The organism is Streptococcus pseudopneumoniae (assembly GCF_001072665.1).
GTDB classification, from domain to species: domain Bacteria; phylum Bacillota; class Bacilli; order Lactobacillales; family Streptococcaceae; genus Streptococcus; species Streptococcus pseudopneumoniae_S.
The window spans coordinates 1-22,828 of record NZ_JVJI01000114.1; the positions used below are offsets into that span (position 1 = coordinate 1).

At 37.8% G+C, this 22,828-nt stretch carries 25 protein-coding genes and 1 pseudogene; 20 read left to right on the top strand and 6 right to left on the bottom strand.

Translation table 11 applies throughout. The features are described 5' to 3' along the window. Positions 1-143: 143 nt before the first annotated feature. The 3 genes and pseudogenes from ADH52_RS06790 to ADH52_RS06800 form a co-directional block, all read right to left on the bottom strand. Positions 144-443, bottom strand: coding sequence for a DUF5960 family protein (locus tag ADH52_RS06790; protein WP_046391444.1), 300 nt, complete (start codon positions 441-443; stop codon positions 144-146). Further along, positions 430-798 carry a hypothetical protein gene (locus tag ADH52_RS06795; protein WP_046391443.1) on the bottom strand — a complete coding sequence of 123 codons (369 nt, stop codon included), beginning with the start codon at positions 796-798 and terminating at the stop codon, positions 430-432. The genes ADH52_RS06790 and ADH52_RS06795 overlap by 14 nt, the downstream gene beginning before the upstream one ends. After that, positions 795-974: pseudogene (locus ADH52_RS06800) on the bottom strand (DNA polymerase); the annotation flags it as partial. The gene ADH52_RS06795 and the pseudogene ADH52_RS06800, both read right to left, overlap by 4 nt. Here ADH52_RS06800 and ADH52_RS06805 point away from each other — a divergent pair. The 20 genes from ADH52_RS06805 (at position 972) to ADH52_RS06895 (ending at position 20,059) form a co-directional block, all read left to right on the top strand. Continuing rightward, complete coding sequence (locus tag ADH52_RS06805; protein WP_001178677.1) at positions 972-1,403, top strand: zinc ribbon domain-containing protein; 432 nt, start codon at positions 972-974, stop codon at positions 1,401-1,403. The pseudogene ADH52_RS06800 and the gene ADH52_RS06805 sit on opposite strands and share 3 nt — an antisense overlap. Positions 1,404-1,537: 134 nt before the next feature. Next, positions 1,538-2,425, top strand: a complete 888-nt coding sequence (locus ADH52_RS06810) for a nucleotidyltransferase domain-containing protein (RefSeq protein ID WP_049510685.1) — start codon at positions 1,538-1,540, stop codon at positions 2,423-2,425. A gap of 5 nt (positions 2,426-2,430) precedes the next feature. After that, on the top strand, positions 2,431-3,015 hold the full coding sequence (locus ADH52_RS06815; protein ID WP_049510686.1) for a hypothetical protein: 585 nt from the start codon (positions 2,431-2,433) through the stop codon (positions 3,013-3,015). A gap of 332 nt (positions 3,016-3,347) precedes the next feature. Further along, positions 3,348-3,965, top strand: coding sequence for an RpiB/LacA/LacB family sugar-phosphate isomerase (locus ADH52_RS06820; RefSeq protein WP_049510687.1), 618 nt, complete (start codon positions 3,348-3,350; stop codon positions 3,963-3,965). Between the two features lie 202 nt (positions 3,966-4,167). Continuing rightward, positions 4,168-4,974: an alpha/beta hydrolase gene (locus ADH52_RS06825; RefSeq protein WP_049510688.1), complete on the top strand. Its 807-nt coding sequence runs from the start codon at positions 4,168-4,170 to the stop codon at positions 4,972-4,974. Positions 4,975-4,985: 11 nt separating this feature from the next. Next, positions 4,986-5,114, top strand: coding sequence for an ADP-ribosylglycohydrolase (locus ADH52_RS11695; protein ID WP_080977865.1), 129 nt, complete (start codon positions 4,986-4,988; stop codon positions 5,112-5,114). A gap of 104 nt (positions 5,115-5,218) precedes the next feature. Beyond that, positions 5,219-5,845, top strand: a complete 627-nt coding sequence (locus ADH52_RS06830) for an SAP domain-containing protein (RefSeq protein ID WP_049510689.1) — start codon at positions 5,219-5,221, stop codon at positions 5,843-5,845. A 271-nt stretch (positions 5,846-6,116) separates the two neighbouring features. Further along, a complete protein-coding gene (locus ADH52_RS11700; RefSeq protein ID WP_239668891.1) occupies positions 6,117-7,055 on the top strand; it encodes a hypothetical protein in 939 nt (312 codons plus the stop codon). Positions 7,056-7,286: 231 nt separating this feature from the next. Further along, complete coding sequence (locus ADH52_RS06840; protein WP_049510690.1) at positions 7,287-8,168, top strand: diacylglycerol/lipid kinase family protein; 882 nt, start codon at positions 7,287-7,289, stop codon at positions 8,166-8,168. A gap of 63 nt (positions 8,169-8,231) precedes the next feature. After that, positions 8,232-8,723, top strand: coding sequence for a nucleotidyltransferase domain-containing protein (locus ADH52_RS06845; protein ID WP_049510691.1), 492 nt, complete (start codon positions 8,232-8,234; stop codon positions 8,721-8,723). A 172-nt stretch (positions 8,724-8,895) separates the two neighbouring features. Then, positions 8,896-10,668 (top strand): glycoside hydrolase family 13 protein, encoded by a 1,773-nt coding sequence (locus ADH52_RS06850; protein ID WP_049510693.1) that lies wholly within the window; start codon positions 8,896-8,898, stop codon positions 10,666-10,668. Between the two features lie 88 nt (positions 10,669-10,756). Beyond that, a complete protein-coding gene (locus tag ADH52_RS06855) occupies positions 10,757-11,068 on the top strand; it encodes a hypothetical protein (protein ID WP_049510694.1) in 312 nt (103 codons plus the stop codon). 552 nt (positions 11,069-11,620) lie between these two features. Beyond that, a complete protein-coding gene (locus ADH52_RS06860) occupies positions 11,621-13,081 on the top strand; it encodes an aminotransferase class I/II-fold pyridoxal phosphate-dependent enzyme (RefSeq protein WP_049510695.1) in 1,461 nt (486 codons plus the stop codon). Next, positions 13,082-13,942, top strand: coding sequence for a polyamine aminopropyltransferase (gene speE / locus ADH52_RS06865; RefSeq protein WP_000366713.1), 861 nt, complete (start codon positions 13,082-13,084; stop codon positions 13,940-13,942). After that, positions 13,939-15,198: a saccharopine dehydrogenase family protein gene (locus tag ADH52_RS06870; RefSeq protein WP_049510696.1), complete on the top strand. Its 1,260-nt coding sequence runs from the start codon at positions 13,939-13,941 to the stop codon at positions 15,196-15,198. Before speE ends, ADH52_RS06870 begins: the two co-directional genes overlap by 4 nt. After that, positions 15,198-16,325 carry a carboxynorspermidine decarboxylase gene (nspC, locus tag ADH52_RS06875; protein WP_049510697.1) on the top strand — a complete coding sequence of 376 codons (1,128 nt, stop codon included), beginning with the start codon at positions 15,198-15,200 and terminating at the stop codon, positions 16,323-16,325. Before ADH52_RS06870 ends, nspC begins: the two co-directional genes overlap by 1 nt. Then, complete coding sequence (gene aguA, locus ADH52_RS06880) at positions 16,322-17,407, top strand: agmatine deiminase (RefSeq protein WP_049510698.1); 1,086 nt, start codon at positions 16,322-16,324, stop codon at positions 17,405-17,407. Before nspC ends, aguA begins: the two co-directional genes overlap by 4 nt. Before the next feature lie 9 nt (positions 17,408-17,416). Next, on the top strand, positions 17,417-18,292 hold the full coding sequence (gene aguB / locus ADH52_RS06885; RefSeq protein WP_049510699.1) for an N-carbamoylputrescine amidase: 876 nt from the start codon (positions 17,417-17,419) through the stop codon (positions 18,290-18,292). A gap of 190 nt (positions 18,293-18,482) precedes the next feature. Next, complete coding sequence (locus ADH52_RS06890; RefSeq protein WP_049510700.1) at positions 18,483-19,184, top strand: response regulator transcription factor; 702 nt, start codon at positions 18,483-18,485, stop codon at positions 19,182-19,184. Continuing rightward, positions 19,181-20,059, top strand: coding sequence for a sensor histidine kinase (locus ADH52_RS06895; RefSeq protein ID WP_049510701.1), 879 nt, complete (start codon positions 19,181-19,183; stop codon positions 20,057-20,059). The genes ADH52_RS06890 and ADH52_RS06895 overlap by 4 nt, the downstream gene beginning before the upstream one ends. A gap of 39 nt (positions 20,060-20,098) precedes the next feature. Here ADH52_RS06895 and ADH52_RS06900 read toward each other — a convergent pair whose 3' ends face one another. From ADH52_RS06900 to ADH52_RS06910, 3 genes are all read right to left on the bottom strand, one after another. Continuing rightward, complete coding sequence (locus ADH52_RS06900; RefSeq protein WP_049510702.1) at positions 20,099-20,851, bottom strand: ABC transporter permease; 753 nt, start codon at positions 20,849-20,851, stop codon at positions 20,099-20,101. Between the two features lie 10 nt (positions 20,852-20,861). Then, a complete protein-coding gene (locus ADH52_RS06905; protein ID WP_049510703.1) occupies positions 20,862-21,770 on the bottom strand; it encodes an ATP-binding cassette domain-containing protein in 909 nt (302 codons plus the stop codon). Between the two features lie 141 nt (positions 21,771-21,911). Continuing rightward, on the bottom strand, positions 21,912-22,721 hold the full coding sequence (locus ADH52_RS06910; RefSeq protein ID WP_049510704.1) for a Cof-type HAD-IIB family hydrolase: 810 nt from the start codon (positions 22,719-22,721) through the stop codon (positions 21,912-21,914). Positions 22,722-22,828 lie beyond the last annotated feature (107 nt).

Consider the following 22,828-nt stretch of genomic DNA (forward strand, 5'->3'; position numbering starts at 1 on the left):
ATAAGAAAATAAATCTGAAACATTAAATTTAAGGTAGTCGCTGGTCAGTATAGTCTGTTCTGGCTGGCGACTCCATTGTTAAAGAGTATAAAGACTTTAGATTTTATGAAGTTTAAAAATAGGAACAGTAAATCGAACTGCTCCTATTTTTGTGCTAAGTAAGTTGTTGTATTCTTGTAAGAATATCGGTAGATTAGCGGATTTTCATCTATGGTACTTACCTCAAATATGAAGAAGTGATCGCGGTTATCTTTAGACTTCTCCTTATTCAGGACAAAGTAATTCTTACATGAAGTCGCCATTGTTTTGAGGATATCATCGGTCAGGAAGGTCAATGGAATATTCATGTTGGAGTAGCGGTAGAAGTCACGTTCAAAATCTTGGTAGCTCTCGCTGTAATAGTCCATTTGTAGGTGATTACGCTGAAACTCAAGCTGATTCATAGAGCACCTCCTCTACAAGTTCAATACTAACAATGTCTTTCAATTTCAAATTAATGTGACCTGTTGGAGTTTTTATCAAAATGAAATCTTTATTCAGACTTGGTATTGTTCCAGTATAAGAAACACGCTTGTTTTTTTCAACGACATGAATGCGCGTGTTCAGTTGCCCAGCATAAACTTGACTGAGGAGTAATAATTTCTTCTCCAGTGACAAATCTGACATATACGTTACTTTGTTTGCATCGTCAGTGAGTGCTGATGTATGCTCAGATAGGAAAAAGCCCATCCATTTTTGCATCTTAGTATCCTGGTACTCTCTTGCTGACTGAAATGGCAAGTATGAACGATCAATCATTTTAATCCCTCCAATCCACCAGCGGAATGACCGCCGATAAGTTTACTACGTTCAATATTTCTGGAACCTTCGGTTAGGACGGTTCCTTTTTGAATAGCTAAAAAGCCAAACTGTTCTCTGACAACATCAATTGCTGTCTGAAGTCTATTTTCTTTTTCAATTTCTTCTACATCATGCAAAATGAGGACAACCCTTTTACTACCAAGGTGTTCTGTGCAGAATGCGGTTCAGCTTTTGGACGTAAGAACTGGACGACCAGTCGTGGCAAACGTAAAGTTTGGCAGTGTAACAACCGTTATAAGGTAAAGGGACAGATTGGTTGTCAGAATAACCATATCGATGAGGGAACACTAGAGAAAGCTGTAATGATGGCAGTTAAACTACTGAGTGAGAATATGGATTTGTTGCATGGAAAGTGGAATAAGATCTTGGAAGAAAACCAGTTATTAGAAAAGCATTACAGTGTGTTACTGGCTGAATTGATAAATAAGGAGTGTTGGGAATATGATTCCTTTGAGATGTGTCAGGTACTAGATAGTATTTTGATTTCGGAGGATGGACAGATAACCGTTAGATTTTTGGAAGGAACAGAAGTTGATTTATAAGGCTGTAGGCATAGTATAGTTCACTATGTTTGCAGCCTTTTTTCTTGTTTAGTGGTATAATTATATGTAGGATTTTTTTAATATCGGTTACTTTTTATGAATTAACCAAAAAACTAAAATGGAGTTGTTTTATAATGAGATATTCTGAAGAAGCATTACAATCATGGATTAAGCCGTTATCTGCCACTGAAGAAACACGGGTTGAAAATACTATTGGAATGATTAAAGATGCAATAGAAAGGAGTGGGCTCTCTTCAAAGTATGAATATGAAATTTTTGCCCAAGGTTCTTATGCAAATAATACGAATGTAAAGAAAAATAGCGACATTGATATCTGTATCATGGTGAAATCTTTATTTTATTGTGAGTATGTAGATGGGTTATCGGACCTAGACTATAATTACTCTAGTAGCAGCACCAATGCTAATGTATTTAAAAACGAAGTGATTAAAGCGTTAATTTCAAAATTTGGTGCAGAATCAGTTTCTATTGGCAATAAGTGTATCAATATTAATTCTAACTCATATCACGTAAATGCAGATGTAGTCCCATGTTTTCAATATCGAAATTATAGATATATTGGTAGCAGGTCATCTGAAAAATTTGTTGAAGGCATCAAATTTTTTACCTCAAACGGAAATTATGAAGTAATTAATTATCCTAAAGTTCATATACAAAATGGTATCTCTAAGAATAAATCTACTCACTATAAATATAAATATTTAGTTAGTATTATGAAGCATATTAAGAACGAGATGCAGGAGCTAGGATTGACAAACGAACGCATTTCTTCATATTTGATAGAATGTTTGGTCTGGAATATACCTGAACAGATGTTTTTCAATAGTAATAGCTACACAGGGTTGTTACAGCAAGCGTTATATTACATAGTGTCTCAAGTGAATTTAAATTGGGTTGAAGTAAGTGGAATGTATTACCTTTTTCGTTCAGAGAAGAAATGGAATTTACAGGATACAAAAACTTTTTTAGTTAGAATGATTGAATTTTTGGATTATAAATAAAACTTATGAATGAACAGCAGAAAAAATTTTTGAATATTACAATATGGGTTTTTGCAATTTGCTTGTTATTAAGATTGTTAATAAGTGGCCAAGAGATTGCAGTGAATCTTAAATCTGATATTTTGGCATTGGTATATTCAGCCGTTGGGTATATTGGTGAAGCTATATCAGTTACAGCAATTATTATGGCTATTTTTGAAAAAACAGCATGGCGGTGGCCATTACTATCTAAGATTCATAATGTTCCAATTTTATTTGCGAATTATGTAGGTAGTTTCAAGACGGACTATGATCAGAATGAAAGAAATTGTGAACTTACTATTGAACAGTCATTTACGACTATTAAAGTTAAGTTTAAAACGGGTGAAAGTTCGAGCCATAGCATTACAGCATCAATTATCAATGATAATGGAACACAAAAATTAATTTATACATATTTAAATAGCCCAAGGGCTGAATTGCAAAGTCCTATACATTATGGGACGGTAATTCTTGATATTGATAATCCAAATCAACTAGAAGGAAATTATTATACTAATCGAGGAACCAAAGGTTCAATGAGTTTTGAGATAAACAACCCTTCTCGCTAGTTGGATTTGTAAAGATTTAAATAAAGAAAGAAGAACTAACTATCGGAAACTTGGCATAGATGTAACAATACTGTATATTAACGAAGCCGTAAATACTCGCATTAGTTACGTTTAATAGTTTAATACGGATATTCAGCAGCTTTGATTTCGTTTCACAGTATAGGTAGTAACCGTCAAGACATGTGGAGGCGGTAGTTTTGATGTCAAAAGTTGCAACCAGTGAATAAATGAAGTGTAGAAAATAAAGGCTTGTTCAATTCAATATATGATGAATTACCGGCACCCAAACCAAAGAAAAAGAAATAATTAAATTAGAAGTTGTAGGGGGAAGAATGAGAATCGGAGTTATTCAAGCAAGTTCGCAAGCGACTAAAAATCAAATAATCTATGATGCTGTATTAAAGTATGCTCCAAAGAAATCTGAGGTTATAAATTTTGGCTGTACGTTGGAAGAAAATGAAAAATACTCGTATATAGAGATTTCTATTCTTATAGGTATCTTGTTGGCAAGTAGGACAGTTGATTTCGTTGTTACGGGCTGTTCTTCCGGACAAGGAATGATGCTTGCTTGTAATAGTATGCCTGATGTCATTTGCGGGTATGCACCTACACCGAATGATGCCTATTTATTTGCTCAGATTAATAATGGAAATGCGATATCATTACCATTAGGTGAAAATTATACATGGTCAGGTACTGAAAATCTTGAAAGAACAATAGAAGCACTTTTCTCGGAGACATTTGGGCAAGGATACCCCAAGAGTGAGGCAGAGAGAAAGGTAAGAGATGCCGAGAAACTTAAAGAAATAAGAAGAATCGGGCAGGTTCAGTTTGAAGAATTCGCAAATGTACTAGATATATCATTGTTTGAATCAATTAAGAGGAAACAGGATGTAATTCAAAATGTAAAGGCGTATGGGAAGAATGAAATAGCTGATTTAATGAAATGAGTAAATCATAGTTTGTCGGGGTTATACCTTTTAACGATAACCTTATGCTATTGTCAAAAGGTTTATAGACATGTCCCCACATACATGTTCACTTGGCATACATAGTGTTCACTCGTTTTATGTCGAGTGTGTGGTACTGCTTTAAGAGCTGATTGAACAAGGAAAATTAGCTAGTGAAAGTCCTACAGTAAGGAGTTTAAACATGAAATTCCATGAATTTGGTGATAAGAATTTGCCTCCTATTTTACTGATACATGGTGGTGGCAGTTCTTGGTGGAATTATCTTCGTCAAGCACGAATCTTAAAAGAAGAATACCGTATTATTCTACCCACTTTGAATGGCCACGGCGAGGAATATCAACTTGATTATGTTTCTACTGAAGATTCTGCATTGGAGATTCTAGACTATATCAAAGCAAACTGTGGTGGGAAATTGTTTGCAATCGGTGGTGTTTCACTTGGTGGTCAAATTGCCATGGAGCTTTTGTCTTTAGACAGTGAAATTGCTAAGAAGGTCATCATAGACGGAAGCCTCTGTATTCCTCAACCAATGTTATCTAAAATCAGCATCTTTCTAGTGTCTCTATTTGGTAAACTGATGTTCAATAAATTCTCTTGCAAACTTCAGTTAAGCATGATGAACAAACTCTATCCTAAACTAGCTTATTCAAAAGAAATAAAAGCTTATTATTTGGAGGATCTTCCAAGGACGCCTGTTAAAACATTGGTGACCATTTACAAAAACTATATGGGGCATTACAAGCTGAAAGATATGATTTCTGCTAGCAAGGCTCAGGTTCTGTATATCTATGGTGAAAAAGAATTGAACTGTGTGAAAGAATCAGCGAAATTATTTCATCAGCTACATGCAAATACAATTTTGTATGAAGCAAAGGGCTATAACCACGGCTATTTATCAGCTTATCTGCCTTATGAGTGGATTAATTTGGTGGTGCCATTTTTAAAGAGTGATTCATTAGAAATGTGTAACGAATCTGATATGCCATAAGAAGGAAACAGATGCTAGGAGCAATCGTTGGAGACATTGTAGACTCTGTTTACGAATGGAACAATATCAAAACGAAGGATTTTCCTTTATTTCTTGAGGATTGTTTTTTCACGGATGATACGGTAAGTCCGAACCGTTGAATGTGTAAGCTTCTTAGTGAAACGCAGCTAATCCTCAAAATAAAGAAAATAAAACTCCATTATTTTGAGATGACAACCTAAATTGGTTTTAAGGAGGAGAAATATTGATAGAGAGAAGACCTGAGTTTGATACAATCACATCCTTTGATGAGTTTAATAAATACTACTGGTATCGTGATGAATTTTCACAGATATGCAAGTCATTAGGGCTTGAATATAGAGGTACAAAACAAGAACTCAATGACATTATTGAGCAGTACTTCAAGGGAAACTTGATTAAAAAATCATCAGTAAAAAGAAATAAGAAACGAGTAGAAGTCGTTACCTTAGATACGCCCTTACTTGAATGTGGATTCTCCTTTAATGCACACTTTAGAAAATATTTCTCAACTTTAACAGGTGTTTCGCCCTTTAAATTTACTGCTGATATGGCCACTGCTTGGAGAAAAGTCAAAAGAGAACATGATTTGAGTTTTACAATCCAAGATATGCTAAAAGTTTATTATGGAAATTCAGATTATGCCAAATATGACCATTCGGTTTGTCAATGGAATCAGTTTTTAAAGGATTTCTGTGCAGACGAAAATAGTCGTAACTACTCAAACAAGTTAAAAGTTGCTTCTATTCTTTGGAAAGAAGTTAGAAATTCAAGTAATGAAAAAATTTATTCAAAGAATCTTTTGACCGAATATGCTGATAGAATAAAAGAGTATGGTAAGGTAGTTCAATAGAAGTGCCTTTGTTTTGAAAATCTGAATTTTTAACTAGCTATTATACATGTCTTGTTTTATAATTTAGAGGATTTAAAACATTTTGATTTGATTGCTGTTCGCTTAGCTGGATTACAACAGTATTTAAGTTTAAAGTAAGTGACAATCATGTTAAGCAAGTCAAGGATATTTTTTCTGAAGATGGAGTAAATAGTGAGCTAGTGTAGATTTACAAACATCTTTTTGTCTTTTTAGACGGGTTTATATAATAAAAAAATATGGAGGATATTTTATGATACAAGTAAATGAGTTTATTAATAAAGTAGATATTACAGATAGTGATAATGTCAATTGCGAATTTGAAGTACGTAAAAAGGCAATGGATTTTTATAAGAAGTATCTTTATTATGAGAAAGATGATTGGGAGATTATTAAGTTTCAAAGCTCAGTTAATCATTATAATAATTTAAAGAATTTTAAAAATTATGATGAGATTGAAGCATATAAAGAAAAATCAGAATCAGAATATAAGGGAGCTCATTTACTTGTCAATAAATCGAAAGGTATAGCACTTACGGCTGATATCCTTACTTCAATTAGGTTACCTTATGAAAGAATTGCAAAAGTTGAAACTTGCTTAAGAGGTGGTAAAGAGATAAAAGACGGGATATTAAAAGATGATATAGAAATACCACATGATTTGCAACCTTATTTTAAAGCTTTTGCTATTGTTTACTATTGGTGTGGAAATATGATGCCAGTGGTGGAAAGTTTCCCCCCTGGAAGTGATGGAGCAGATAACTGGCTTTGGAAGATGAATATAATAATAAATTGTCATAAAGGTGGTTCCCATCAAAACTGGAGAGATTGGATTAAAGAAAGCTGGGGAGAAGATCTAAACAAATTCATCACCGATTACTATTTTGAAGATTGTTTTGACAAGGATAGTTTAATCATAAAAAATATTGTTCCAAGTCTCAAAAAAGACTATGTTGTTTCATTAAGTTGTCATTACTTACATCTCCTTCAAGAAAATGAACATAAATTAGCTAAAGAATTTTTAATCAATCATGTAAAAGTGATTATTCAAAGAAGTTACCGAATTGAAAATGAATTTCATGGGGATTGGAAGAAAGAAGAGGAGGACGAGGTAAAAGAAATTATTAAAGAAGTTTTCGCGCGAGCTGGATTTAATGGTGGACAGATTAATAAAATGATTTCTTTATTTTAGATAGGTAACTGACAATATTTTGGAGCTATTCGTCTGTTATTATCTGCTAATCTTTATTTAACCTATGTTTTATATGCTTGAAATTCTTAGTAAACTCTTTGTCTATGTTTTTATAAATCAATCTCCAGTACGTCATATTTCTCTTTTCTGTATTTTCATTGTATAATGAGAGTACATTTAGTTGCATACGACGAAATGTAAACATTTCTATTTAAAATTAAGGAGAAATTAATGAAAAAGGTAATGTTAATTATCAACCCTACTTCTGGTGGCGAGAAGGCTTTGGATTACAAAGAAAAGCTGGAGAATAAAGCAAAAGAATACTTTGAGCACGTGGAAACCAAAATTACCGAAAAAGCGTTGGATGCAACACATTTTGCTGAAGAAGCTTCTCGTGAGCAGTACGATGCAGTGGTTGTTTTTGGTGGAGACGGGACGGTCAATGAAGTTATTTCAGGTATTGCTGAGAGAGACTACATTCCTAAGTTAGGGATTATCCCTGGTGGTACTGGTAATCTCATTACGAAACTTTTGGAAATCAATCAAGACATCGATGGTGCGATTGATGAACTCGATTTTAACTTAACCAACAAGATTGATATCGGTAAAGCAAATGACAATTATTTTGGTTATATCTTTAGTATCGGTTCTCTGCCTGAGGCGATTCACAATGTGGAGATCGAGGACAAAACAAAATTTGGTATTCTTGCCTATGCTGTAAATACCATGAAGTCTGTCATGACGGATCAAGTCTTTAACATTAAGATTGAGACAGAAAATGGAAATTATGATGGTGAAGCTAGTCATGTTTTGGTTCTCTTGACAAATTACTTCGCTGATAAGAAAATCTTTGAAGAAGACAAAGATGGCTATGCCAATATTTTGATTCTAAAAGATGCTTCTATATTCTCTAAATTATCTGTCATTCCTGATTTACTAAAAGGAGATGTTGTTGGCAATGATAATATTGAGTATATCAGAGCGCGTAATATTAAGATCTCTTCAGATAGTGAATTGGAGTCAGATGTTGACGGCGATAAATCGGATAACCTACCTGTAGAAATCAAAGTCCTATCTCAGCGAGTAGAAGTATTTTCAAAACCGAAAGAGTAGAAGGTAAAAATTAGTTTATTATTCACAACGAAATTAAGTTCTATATCAACGGTTGGAGGAGGAATGAATTCTCTATTTGATGAATTTCGAACAATTTGTTCTCATTTAAACCAAATCGGAATCACACCGACGCTCATGGGGTCCTTGGGTTTTGAATACCGTTCAAATGAAGAATGGAGGCCGTCTGACATTGACATTCATGTGCCTGGTGATCCTAGAGGTTGGGAAGCACCTGATCATCTCAGAATTTATGACTGGGACAAGATAATGAAAGTGATGAAACACTTAGGCTATGCCTTAATAGATATTCATGAGCATGAATTCAAAAAAGATGGTCTGAGTGTTGAATTCGGAAGTATCGATTCTTTACCTGATTTTGCAGGAGTTTCGGAATCGGATATAGAGCTGATTCATCTCGAAAACATCACTTTTCGCGTTCCAAGTTTGGAACAGTTTTTAAGTATTTACAAGGCTTCTTCCCAAGATTCCTATCGAAATGATCACAATAACAATAAGGATTTTAAAAAAATAGAGTGGTTGCAAAGATATTTGTAAATCATCATTTGAAAAGTAGCAAGTTGTAAGACTGGCTGCTTTTTTATTTATAGAACCAAATCACTAGAATCTACGGACAAGCATTGAAAATAAAATACGAAAGTAGTATACTAGAATCATAATTATGAAAACGTTTGCGTAAAATTTGAATTAAAACTAAGGAGACAAATTGATGGAATTAAGCGCTATTTACCATAGGACTGAGTCGGAGTATGCCTATCTTTATAAGGATAAGAAACTTCATATTCGGATTCGAACTAAGAAAGGGGATATTGAAAGCATCAACTTGCATTATGGTGACCCTTTTATCTTTATGGAGGAGTTTTATCAGGATACAAAGGAAATGTCCAAGATGACTTCTGATGCCATCTTTGATTATTGGCAGGTTGAAGTCTCAGTTGATTTTGCACGTATCCAGTATCTCTTTGAACTTAAGGACACAGAAGCTCAAAGTATTTTGTATGGTGATAAAGGGTGTGTGGAAAATTCTCAAGAAAATCTTCATGCTATTGGGAATGGATTTAAGTTGCCTTATCTTCATGAGATTGATGCCTGCAAGGTTCCTGACTGGGTTTCAGATACGGTTTGGTATCAGATATTTCCTGAGAGATTTGCTAATGGAAATGCTCTATTAAACCCAGAAGAGACTTTAGACTGGGATTCATCTGTCACACCTAAGAGTGATGATTTCTTTGGTGGTGATTTACAGGGGATTATTGACCATCTGGATTACTTGCAAGACTTGGGCATTACTGGACTATATCTTTGTCCGATTTTTGAATCTATGAGCAATCATAAGTACAATACGACGAATTACTTTGAAATCGACCATCATTTTGGAAACAAGGAAACCTTTCGAGAGCTGGTCGAGCAAGCTCATCAGCGTGGTATGAAAATCATGCTGGATGCTGTATTTAATCATATTGGTTCGCAATCTACTCAATGGCAAGATGTTGTCAAAAATGGTGAACAGTCTGCTTATAAAAATTGGTTCCATATTCAACAATTCCCAGTGACGACTGAAAAACTTGCTAATAAGAGAGACTTACCCTATCATGCTTTTGGTTTTGAGGACTATATGCCTAAGCTAAATACAGCCAATCCAGAGGTCAAGGACTATCTTTTAAAGGTTGCGACTTATTGGATTGAAGAGTTTGATATCGATGCTTGGCGTTTGGATGTGGCTAATGAGATTGACCATCAGTTTTGGAAGGATTTTCGCAAGGCAGTTTTAGCTAAAAAGCCTGATCTTTATATTTTAGGAGAAGTCTGGCATACGGCTCAGCCTTGGCTAAATGGAGATGAGTTCCATGCTGTCATGAATTATCCTTTATCTGATAGCATCAAGGACTATTTATTACTAGGAATTAAGAAGACTGACCAGTTCATCAATGAAATCAATGGCCAGTCTATGTATTACAAGCAGCAGATTTCAGAGGTTATGTTTAATCTCTTGGATTCGCATGATACAGAGCGAATCTTGTGGACGGCAGATGAAGATGTTCAACTGGTTAAATCAGCCTTAGCCTTCCTCTTTTTACAAAAAGGAACACCCTGCATCTATTACGGAACAGAGTTAGCTTTAACCGGAGGTCCAGACCCAGATTGTCGTCGTTGTATGCCTTGGGAACAAGTATCAAGTGACAATGACATGCTGAATTTCATGAAGCAGCTGATTAATATTAGAAAACAAGCGTCATCAACCATTCAGCATGGTAAGTATAGCCTAAAAGAAATCAAACAAGATGTAGTTGCCTTGGAGTGGAAATACGAAGGACATGTCCTTAAAGTGATCTTTAACCAATCAACAAAAGATTATCTTTTAGAGAAAGAAACCGTAGCATTAGCAAGCAATTGCCGAGAATTGGAGAATCAGCTTGTCATCTCTCCAAAAGGATTTGTGATTTTCATTAAAGAGCAATTAATAGTGACAGGAAAATTGTAGTATAGAGAGCTTTTTACAAACAGACTATTTGTCGTCTTGCTACAATTGGTATATAATTTAACATAGAGAAAATAGGAGGACTAATCGAATGGAATTAAAAGATTTTACAGAAAAAGAACAGGAAATGATTAAGAAGGGGCTTACGACGTCTAAAATTAGTGACAAGGAAACTGCTAAAAAAATTCTTGCACTTGTCCCACAAGACTTGATTAAGCGAATCCCATTTTTCGTCAGAAAACATGCTACGACACGTACTGTAAAACGCATTTCAATTGAACACCCTGAACTATACGCTGCAGCTCAAACAAGTGGTGAAATCCCAGAAAAAGAACGTGAAGAATTACGTCAGATTATCACGACTATCTTTGAACAAAAGATGAATAAGCATAGTATTCGTTAAATACAAAATCTGAGAACTAGATCCTTCTAGTTCTTTTAATATCCGCTTTCACATTATACAACTTATACAAATCTATATAAAATATTATTTTTCCGAACAAAAATAGATATTTTTTCAAAAAAGTACTTTACAGAGTGTTAGAAGTATGTTATAGTAATAAAGCTTAGAAAATGAGATGATGTTTTCTAGCAAATATAAACCCGAGTAAAAAATGCCTACGGACAGGCAGGGTTGAATGCCGAAGCGTGGTTGAAAAACCACATTATTGATAGGGTTAAAAGCCTACTTTTATAAGTTGATGTTAGGACACTTGTCCTAATTCATAAATTTTTAGTGTGGTGAAAGCACACGTCATCTTGTGAAACGATCAATAAAGTACGTAATATTTGCTACTAGAGAGTTTGGAAACATCGGGAACAGACATACTCAACAGAAACCAAAATAAACGTGTCAGAAGATTGCAGAGCAGGTGAAAACCTGCTCTTTTTTCATGAGTCAACCTTTAGTTCCTTAGTTTTCATAAGGTTCTAAAAATATTGAGAGGAGTATGTCTTGAAAGAGTTAGATCAAAACCAAGCCCCAATTTATGGGGCCTTGGTGAAGTTACGCAAGAAAAGAATTGTTCCCTTTGATGTACCAGGTCACAAACGCGGACGAGGGAATCCAGAACTTGTCGAACTATTAGGAGAAAAATGTGTTGGAATTGATGTCAATTCGATGAAACCCTTGGATAATTTAGGCCATCCCATTTCGATTATTCGGGATGCAGAGGATCTGGCAGCTGATGCTTTTGGAGCTAGCCATGCTTTTCTAATGATTGGTGGAACAACCTCATCGGTGCAGACTATGATTCTGTCAACCTGCAAGGCAGGAGATAAGATTATTCTGCCACGTAATGTCCATAAATCTGCTATCAATGCGCTGGTTCTATGTGGTGCCATTCCCATCTATATCGAGATGAGTGTGGATCCTAAGATTGGTATCGCTTTAGGTCTTGAAAATGACCGAGTAGCGCAGGCAATTAAGGAGCATCCAGATGCCAAGGCCATTTTGATTAACAATCCTACTTACTATGGAATTTGTTCAGACCTCAAGGGTTTAACGGAAATGGCTCATGAAGCTGGCATGATGGTTTTGGTAGATGAGGCCCACGGAGCGCACTTACATTTTACTGATAAACTTCCAATTTCTGCTATGGATGCAGGTGCTGATATGGCGGCGGTTTCTATGCATAAGTCTGGTGGGAGTTTGACCCAAAGTTCGCTTCTTTTAATCGGGGAGCAGATGAATCCTGAATACGTTCGTCAGATTATCAATCTTACCCAGTCAACATCCGCCTCTTATTTGTTGATGGCTAGTTTAGATATTTCGCGTCGCAACTTGGCTCTTCGAGGTAAAGAGTCTTTTGAGAAGGTCATTGAACTGTCTGAGTATGCTCGCCGTGAAATCAATGCCATTGGTGGCTACTATGCCTATTCAAAAGAGTTAATAGATGGTGTGTCGGTCTGTGATTTTGATGTAACCAAGTTGTCAGTTTACACTCAGGGTATTGGATTAACAGGTATCGAGGTTTATGACCTCCTACGAGACGAATACGACATTCAGATTGAGTTTGGTGATATTGGCAATATCTTGGCCTATATTTCGATTGGTGACCGTATCCAAGACATCGAACGATTAGTTGGTGCTTTAGCAGATATCAAGAGACTATACTCACGAGATGGGAAGGACTTGATAGCTGGAGAATATATCCAGCCCGAGTTGGTGTTCTCTCCTCAGGAAGCCTTCTATTCAGAGAGAAAAAGTTTAACCTTGGATGAATCTGTTGGACAGGTCTGTGGGGAATTTGTCATGTGCTATCCTCCAGGGATTCCTATCTTGGCTCCTGGAGAACGCATTACACAAGAAATTGTAGACTATATCCAATTTGCCAAGGAACGTGGTTGTTCCCTCCAAGGGACGGAAGATCCTGAGGTCAATCATATCAACGTCATTAAGAGAAAGGAGAACTAGATGGATTTATGGTTTTCTGAAGTTCATACTCCAGATGTGAAATTGTCCCTGAGAACAGCCAAGCAACTCTACGCTGGTAAAAGTGAATGGCAGGATATCGAGGTATTGGATACGCCAGCTTTTGGAAAGATTTTGATTTTAAATGGGCATGTTTTGTTTTCAGATGCTGATGATTTTGTCTATAATGAAATGACCGTTCATGTTCCCATGGCTGTCCACCCAAATCCCAAGAAAGTCTTGGTTATTGGGGGTGGTGATGGCGGTGTCGCCCAAGTATTAACACTCTATCCTGAACTGGAGCAAATCGATATTGTGGAACCGGATGAGATGTTAGTTGAAGTCTGTCGTGAGTATTTTCCAGACTTTGCTGCGGGGCTAGATGATCCTCGTGTCACCATTTACTACCAAAATGGGCTACGCTTTTTGCGAAACTGTGAAGATGATTACGACATTATCATCAACGATGCGACAGATCCATTTGGCCATACGGAAGGGCTCTTTACCAAGGAATTCTACGGCAATAGTTATAGGGCTCTGAAGGAAGACGGTATCATGATTTACCAGCATGGGAGTCCCTTCTTTGACGAGGATGAGTCAGCTTGCCGAAGCATGCACCGCAAGGTCAATCAAGCCTTTCCAATCAGTCGGGTTTATCAGGCCCACATTCCAACCAGTCCAGCTGGCTATTGGTTGTTTGGATTTGCATCGAAAAAATACCACCCTGTCAAAGATTTTGACAAGGAAGGCTGGAAAAAACGCCAGCTTTTCACAGAATACTACACTGCAAACTTACACGTGGGAGCCTTTATGTTGCCCAAGTATGTTGAGGACATTTTAGAAGAAGAGGAAGGAAAAAAATGAGTCGTTTACTAGTTATTGGATGTGGGGGAGTTGCCCAAGTTGCTATTTCAAAGATTTGTCAAGATAGCGAAACATTTACAGAGATTATGATTGCTAGCCGTACTAAGTCAAAATGTGATGACTTGAAAGCTAAACTGGAAGGCAAAACAAGTACAAAGATTGAGACAGCTGCTCTTGATGCTGACAAGGTAGAAGAAGTGATTGCCCTGGTTGAAAGCTATAAACCAGAAGCTGTTTTGAACGTAGCTTTACCATATCAAGATTTAACCATTATGGACGCTTGTTTGGCAACAGGTGTTCACTATATCGATACAGCCAACTACGAAGCAGAAGACACAGAAGACCCTGAATGGCGTGCTATTTATGAGAAACGTTGTAAGGAACTTGGTTTTACTGCTTACTTTGACTACTCATGGCAATGGGCTTATCAGGAGAAATTCAAAGAAGCTGGCTTGACTGCTCTGCTTGGATCTGGCTTTGACCCAGGTGTGACTAGTGTCTTTTCAGCTTATGCCCTCAAACACTATTTTGATGAAATCCACTATATTGACATTTTAGACTGTAATGGTGGTGACCACGGTTATCCATTTGCGACAAACTTTAACCCAGAAATCAATCTCCGCGAGGTTTCTGCGCCAGGTTCTTACTGGGAAGATGGAAAATGGGTCGAAGTCAAAGCTATGTCTATCAAGCGTGAGTATGATTTCCCTCAGGTTGGACAAAAAGACATGTATCTCCTTCACCACGAAGAAATCGAATCATTGGCTAAGAACATTCCAGGTGTCAAACGGATTCGTTTCTTTATGACCTTTGGTCAATCTTATCTAACTCATATGAAATGCTTGGAAAACGTTGGTCTCCTTCGTACGGATGCCATTAACTTTAACGGCCAAGAAATCGTTCCAATCCAATTCTTAAAAGCCTTGCTTCCAGATCCAGCCAGCCTTGGACCACGTACTGTAGGTAAAACCAATATTGGATGTATCTTTACAGGTGTAAAAGATGGCGTTGAAAAGACCATCTACATCTACAATGTTTGCGACCATCAGGAATGTTACGCAGAAGTTGGTTCACAAGCAATTTCTTACACAACTGGTGTTCCAGCCATGATTGGGACAAAATTAGTGATGAATGGTACTTGGAAACAACCTGGAGTTTACAACCTTGAAGAGTTTGATCCAGATCCATTCATGGAAGCTTTGAATGAGTATGGTTTACCTTGGGTTGTGGTTGAAAATCCACAAATGGTGGACTAATGAAGCTAGAACAAGTACCAACACCAGCCTATGTTATTGACTTGGCCAAGTTAGAAGCCAATTGCCACATTCTACAATATGTTCAAGAAGAATCTGGTTGCAAGGTTTTGCTTGCCCAGAAAGCATATTCCCTCTACAAAACCTATCCCTTGATTAGCCAGTATCTATCAGGTACGACAGCCAGTGGACTCTATGAAGCCAAATTAGCAAAGGAAGAATTCCCAGGGGAAGTTCATGTTTTTGCACCAGCCTTTAAGGATGAGGACATGGAGGAACTGCTTGAGATAACAGACCATATCGTTTTTAACTCAGAGAGACAGTTGCGTAAACATGGGGCCCGTTGTCGGGATGCTGGTGTAAGCGTGGGTTTGCGACTCAACCCTCAGTGTTCAACTCAAGGAGATCACGCTCTCTATGATCCTTGCGCCCCTGGCTCCCGTTTCGGAGTTACTCTAGACAAGATACCGAGTGATTTCCTAGATCTAGTTGATGGACTTCATTTTCATACCCTTTGCGAGCAGGGGGCAGATGATTTAGAGACAACTTTGAAAGCAGTAGAAGAGCAGTTTGGTTCTTACTTACATCAAGTTAAATGGCTCAATATGGGGGGCGGTCACCACATCACAAGAGAAGATTATGATGTGGACTTACTGATTTCAGAAATCAAGCGTATCCGAGAAACTTACAATCTTGAAGTCTATATCGAGCCGGGTGAAGCCATTGCGCTCAATGCGGGTTATCTAGCAACTGAAGTATTGGATATTGTAGAAAACGGCATGGAAATCTTGGTTTTAGATGCCTCCGCGACTTGCCATATGCCTGATGTACTTGAGATGCCCTATCGTCCACCTTTGAGAAACGGCTTTGAGGCACAGGAAAAAACCCATACCTATAGACTTTCTTCTAATACTTGTCTGACGGGCGATGTAATTGGTGATTATAGCTTTGAAAATCCAGTCCAAATCGGAGACAGACTTTATTTCGAAGACATGGCCATTTATTCTTTTGTCAAAAATAATACCTTCAACGGTATTGGTCTCCCAAGCCTTTATATTATGGATGAAAATGGAGATTGTGACTTGGTAAAGGCTTTTGGTTATCAAGACTTTAAAGGGAGATTATCATGATGGACAGTCCAAAAAAATTAGGCTATCGCATGCCAGCAGAGTACGAAGCACACCATGGTACCCTCATGATATGGCCGACTCGACCAGGTTCATGGCCTTTTCAAGGAAAGGCTGCCAAAAGAGCTTTCGGCCAGATTATTAAGACCATAGCAGAAGGGGAAGCCGTTTATCTCTTGGTGGAGCGGGACTATCTATCAGAAGCCCAATCTTATCTTGGAGATAGCGTTATTTATTTAGACATTCCCACCAATGATGCCTGGGCCCGTGATACAGGTCCGACTATTCTTGTCAATGATAAAAGAGAAAAGTTGGCAGTCGATTGGGCTTTTAATGCCTGGGGTGGCACCTATGATGGTCTTTATCAAGATTATGAAGATGATGACCAAGTAGCTAGTCGTTTTGCTGAGGCCTTGGAAATGCCTGTCTATGATGCCAAACCTTTTGTACTGGAAGGCGGCGCTATCCATAGCGATGGTCAGGGAACCATTCTCGTGACTGAAAGTTGCTTGCTTAGTCCTGGGCGTAATCCTCACCTGACTAAAGAGAAAATCGAGAATACCTTATTAGAGAGCCTTGGAGCTGAAAAAGTTATTTGGCTTCCTTATGGTATTTATCAAGATGAAACCAATGAACACATTGACAATGTTGCTGCCTTTGTTGGTCCTGCAGAGCTTGTTTTGGCTTGGACGGACGACGAAAGTGATCCTCAATATGCCATGTCAAAAGCAGATTTCGAACTCTTAGAGCAAGAGACAGATGCAAAAGATCGTCACTTCACCATTCATAAGCTTCCTATCCCAGCTATTCGTCAGGTTGTAACCAAAGAGGATTTGCCAGGCTACATCTATGAAGAAGGAGAAGAAGAGCGATACGCAGGTGAACGACTAGCAGCTTCCTACGTAAACTTTTATATCGCCAACAAGGCTGTCCTAGTTCCTCAGTTTCAAGATCAAAACGACCAAGTGGCCTTAGATATCCTCAGTAAGTGTTTTCCAGACCGTAAAGTTGTCGGAATACCAGCCAGAGATATTCTCTTAGGTGGTGGCAATATCCACTGTATCACCCAACAAATCCCAGAATAGGAGAAAAAGATGAGAAATGTAAGAGTTGCAGCCATTCAGATGCAATGCGCTAAGGATGTGGCAACAAATATCCAAACCGCAGAGCGTTTAGTACGTCAGGCTGCAGAACAAGGTGCACAAATTATTCTCTTGCCCGAGTTATTTGAACGTCCCTATTTCTGTCAGGAACGTCAGTATGACTACTACCAGCATGCCCAATCGGTGACAGAAAATACTGCCATTCAGCATTTTAAGGCGATTGCTAAGGAACTACAAGTTGTTTTACCGATCAGTTTCTATGAAAAAGATGGCAATGTCTTATATAACTCTATTGCTGTCATTGATGCAGATGGGGAAGTGCTGGGTGTTTATCGAAAGACCCACATACCAGATGATCATTATTATCAAGAAAAGTTTTATTTCACGCCTGGTAACACTGGTTTCAAGGTATGGGATACTCGGTATGCCAAGATTGGTATTGGTATCTGTTGGGATCAATGGTTCCCCGAAACAGCCCGCTGTCTTGCGTTAAATGGTGCTGAATTGCTCTTTTATCCTACAGCCATCGGTTCAGAGCCGATTTTGGATACAGATAGTTGCGGTCATTGGCAACGTACCATGCAAGGGCACGCAGCAGCAAATATTGTCCCAGTTATTGCAGCCAATCGCCATGGTTTGGAAGAAGTCACTCCAAGTGAGGAAAATGGTGGACAGAGTTCCAGTCTTGACTTCTACGGTTCATCCTTTATGACGGATGAAACAGGAGCTATTCTAGAGCAAGCTGAAAAACAAGCTGAAGCTGTTCTGTTAGCTACTTATGACCTAGATAAGGGAGCAAGCGAACGCCTAAACTGGGGCTTGTTTCGAGATAGAAGACCAGAAATGTATCAACGTATTACGGACTAGTAGGAGAGAAATGAGAGATTCATTCTGCTAGACTCGTTTTCACTAGCAACTATAAGGATACAATGTTATCTAGTAAGTGGATTTTATATTTTAACCCTCTAAGGCTTTCTCGCACTTTTATGCGAGGAGCTTTTTCTGTTTAAGCTTTATCAATAAAAATGCTATAATAGTTGCAGAAAGGTTGGTGTTTATGGCTAGGATATTGGTTATTGAAGACAATAGTGACATTCAAGAGATTTTACGAACACTTCTTACTGAGGAGCATGAGGTGATTCAAGCCTTTTCCGGTACAGAAGGAATCATGCTTTTTGACCAAGGTGGGATTGACCTCGTTTTACTAGATATCATGCTTCCTGGGAAAAATGGGGATCAGGTTTTAAAAGCTATCAGGGAACAAAGTCAAACTCCAGTCATTATGCTAACAGCTTTGAGCGATAAGAAGTTAATCAGTCAATACCTCTTAGACGGTGCCAATGATTACATAGTCAAACCTTTTGATTTGGACGAAGTCTTTGCCAGAGTTACTGTTCAATTACGCCAAAGTGCAGAAAAACAGCCTGTGAAAATAGAAAAAACTGAAAATCTGCCACTAAACTTGAAAAATATCCAGTTTGATGCAGAAAGTTTTGAAATTAAAAATAGCCAGAAAACGATTCGCCTTGCCAAGAAAGAATGCTTGATTCTCCAAACTCTCCTCAAACATCCTAAGAAAATTTTCACCAAGGTAGAACTTTATGAATTGGTCTGGGAGGATAGCTACCTACCTGGAGATAATACTCTCAATACGCATTTGAGTAATCTTCGTAAAAAATTAAACCAGCTTGACCCAAATCAAGAATATATTGAAACCATCTGGGGAGTTGGGGTAAGATTAAAAGGAGACAAGCAATGACCTACACGATAATCGTTGTCCTACTGATTCTCCTAATTATTTTATCGATTGCATTAATTCGCTACCATCTAGCACTTAAAAACTTGAGTCAACAGATTGAAGATAAAATTCTCACGGGTAGTATGAAAAGAGTCGGAGTCAGCATTTTTTCCAAACATTTTTTACATCTCTACCAGCAGATTGAGAATCTATTTCAAGAAGTGGAACAATCTCGGTTGGTGATGAAAAGGGAAAAGCAGACTCTGGATATGGCCATCAGCAATATCGCCCATGATATCCGGACGCCTCTGACTATCGCTTCAGGCTACACCCAACAATTGATAAAGTCTCCTGAAGACAAAGCAGAAACTTTACAAAAAATAGCCCAGCATCTTGATTTAGTTTCTAAACGTTTGGAGGCTCTCCTAGAATACCGTCGTTTGATGGAAGGGGCTGTCAAACCGAAACTGGAAGAAGTGGATCTTTCAGCTTTTATCACCAAAAAGACTCTGGCTTATTATGATGTTTTTCAGGCGGCAAATATCATGCTTGATTTTAAGGTTGAAGCTGGTTTGAAAATGAGGACTGATGAAGACTTGCTGGATCGAATTTTACAAAATCTGCTTGGAAATGTCCTCAAACATGGCAAGGAAGAAGCGCGTCTATCTTTGAGAAAGGAAAAGGAACAGCTTGTCTTAGAGATTGCAAACCTTGTCAAACAGCCTATTAAAAAAATAGAAAAGCTCAGCAACCGTTTTTATTCTGAAAATCTATCAGATACTGAAGAATCCTCTGGTTTAGGACTTTATATCACTGAGGAATTATGTCATCTTCTCGGTTCAGAGATGAAACTAAGCACAGATGGGCAGTGGTTATCGGTTTTTATTCACTTTTAACGAAAGAAACCTCCTCTGTAGGCTAGAGGAGGTCTTTTTTTATAAACTTTTCTTTTTGAAAACTGCCAGTCCACTTAGATTAAAGATTACAATAACAGCTAAGGTAACTATAAGTGTATAGAAAATGGATTCACTATTAGCAGTCATAGCATAGAAAAACTGCAATGATAAATATGGCAAAATTTTGATACTTGGGAAGATGAGCATTGGCATAGAAAGTAAGATAGAGCTGACCAAATAACCAATAAATACCGCAAGATAAGAATGACTAACATAGAGAATGAAGGAAACAATGGAAAGCCAAGCTAGAAGGCAAAGAAATTGAAGGAAAATGGTTACCAGTAAATTGCCAATAAAGCCATCAGGCATGGTTCCAAATCCATTTAAGATAGTTGCTGGAATAAAGGCAATCACAAGACAGATGATAAGTTGTAAGAATGCAATACAAGCCACTACAAAGGCTTTAGCAAGGAAAAACTCTGTACGAGAAACACCTACTGTCAAACTATTTTTATAGAGTTTTCCGATTAAATCAACACCTAAAACTAGACACATTAGAACAATACAGAGAAAAACGAGGTTTGAACCTTGACTAGACGCGTTAATCAGGGCTTGTACACCGTCCCAGCCATGGGTTGGAATTTCTGGTTCTTCTGTCTGGATTGCCATCAGATGACCCGTAGCTCCTATACTTGCACCCATTAGCATGAGAGCAAAGAGAATAAATTCTGTAATCCAGAATCCTTTGGAACGGAAAAGACGGTAAAAGTCTGCTTGAATGGTATGTATCATGATTTTCCTCCTATTGGACCAATTGAGTGAAGTATTCTTCTAGGTTTTGACGAGCATAGTAAATCTCGTCAATAGCAACATCTGCCAAGGTTAATTCCTTGAGAATCTGTTTGACATCTTGTTCATTTCCAAAGATATGGATTTCATTTTCAGGGTTCACTACCTTAAACTGGAGTTGGATTTGTTCTTTCAATACTTGACAAGCTTTCTCTTTATCAGATGTCTTAAGAACAATATAATCCTCACTTAGTGTTTCAAATTCAGCTTTGCTGATTTCACGGATAATCTTGCCTTGATCTAAAATACCAAAGCGATTAGCTACGAGATAGAGTTCTGACAAGATATGGCTAGAGATGAGAATGGTTATCCCTTTTTCTTGATTGAGCCGTTGAATCATCAGACGAAATTCTTTGATACCTATTGGGTCGAGACCGTTGATAGGTTCATCTAGGATCAGGAAGTCTGGTTTGGATAGAAGGGCAATGGCGATACCAAGTCTTTGTTTCATTCCTAGCGAGAAATCACGAAAGACTTTCTTACCTGTATCTGACAAACCAACATAGTCCAGCGTTTCACGAATGACTTGATCAGCATTTGGAATATGGCGAATCATACAGTAATATTTCAGATTTTGATAGGCTGTTAAGTGATTATGAGCTACAGGTGATTCGATAACAGAACCTACTCGAGATAGGGCCTTGGTCCACTCATTTTCCGATTGACTAGAAAAGAGGGAAACAGTCCCTTTATCCGCAAACAGTAGTTGCGTAATGATTTTTATCAATGTGGTTTTCCCAGCTCCGTTCTTTCCGATAAGTCCATAAATATCTCCCTCTCTTATCGTTAGATGAAGATCCTGAAGAATAGCTTGTTTGTTAAAGTTTTTGGACAATCCATGAATGTCGAGTACTGTTTTCATGATTCTCTCCTTTTGATTTATTTTGTTAACTTTAGTATAAAGCATAGAAATCAAAGAAAGCTCAAGGATTTCTAAAGAGTTTCTAAAGTTTTAGGAATTCTTAAATATCAAAACCCAGTTGATATGAACTGGGCTTCTTAATTATAAAATATATTTCTCAATGGCACGCGCAACGCCGTCTTCTTCGTTGCTTGTTGTAACGTCATCCGCAAGAGATTTGACATAATCGCTGGCATTTCCCATAGCAATGCCCAGCCCTGCAAACTGGAGCATTTCAATATCGTTATTAGCATCGCCCATAGCCATAATTTCTGATGGCTCAATCTTCAAAATCTCAGCTAGTCGAGAAAGAGCAGTAGCCTTTGTAGTACCAAGTGGCATGGCTTCATAAATGACAGGCTGTGAACGAACTCCACTAAATCGTTGGCAAAGCTCCTCAGCAAAACGCTCTTCAAAATCATCTGTTTGCTCTTTTGTTCCCAAAAACATACCTTGGAACATACGGTACTTGCCACTAGTCGCTTCCTCAAGAGAAATTTCAGTCAGGTCTGAAAAGACTAGTTTAGCATCATTTTCAATGACTTGATTGGGCTTGCCACCGAGGACAAAATAATGTTCCTCATCAAAAAGAGTCAACTGAACATCACTTTTTTCAGCTAGGTCATAGAGGTATTCGATGTCAGCTGGACTGAGTTCTTGCCAATCCACCAGACTCCAATCACTGGTCTGGTGGGTTGAGCAACCGTTATTGACAATAACATACTCATTCTGGAGATCAAGACCCAGTTTTTGATAGTAGGGGAGGACGCCAAAAAGCGGGCGACCCGTACAGAGAACTAGTTTGACACCTTTTTCAATAGCTTGGTGAATAGCAGTAATATGAGCTTGTGGGATTTCCTTGGCTTCATTGAGGAGGGTTCCGTCCATATCCAAGGCTAGTAGTTTAATCATAAGACTTCCTTCTTTATCTTTTGGTATTATTATAGCATATTTTGGAGGAAAGGAGGAGGAATCTTCGGGCTAATCATGGTATAATAAAAGGTAATGAAAAATTCCAA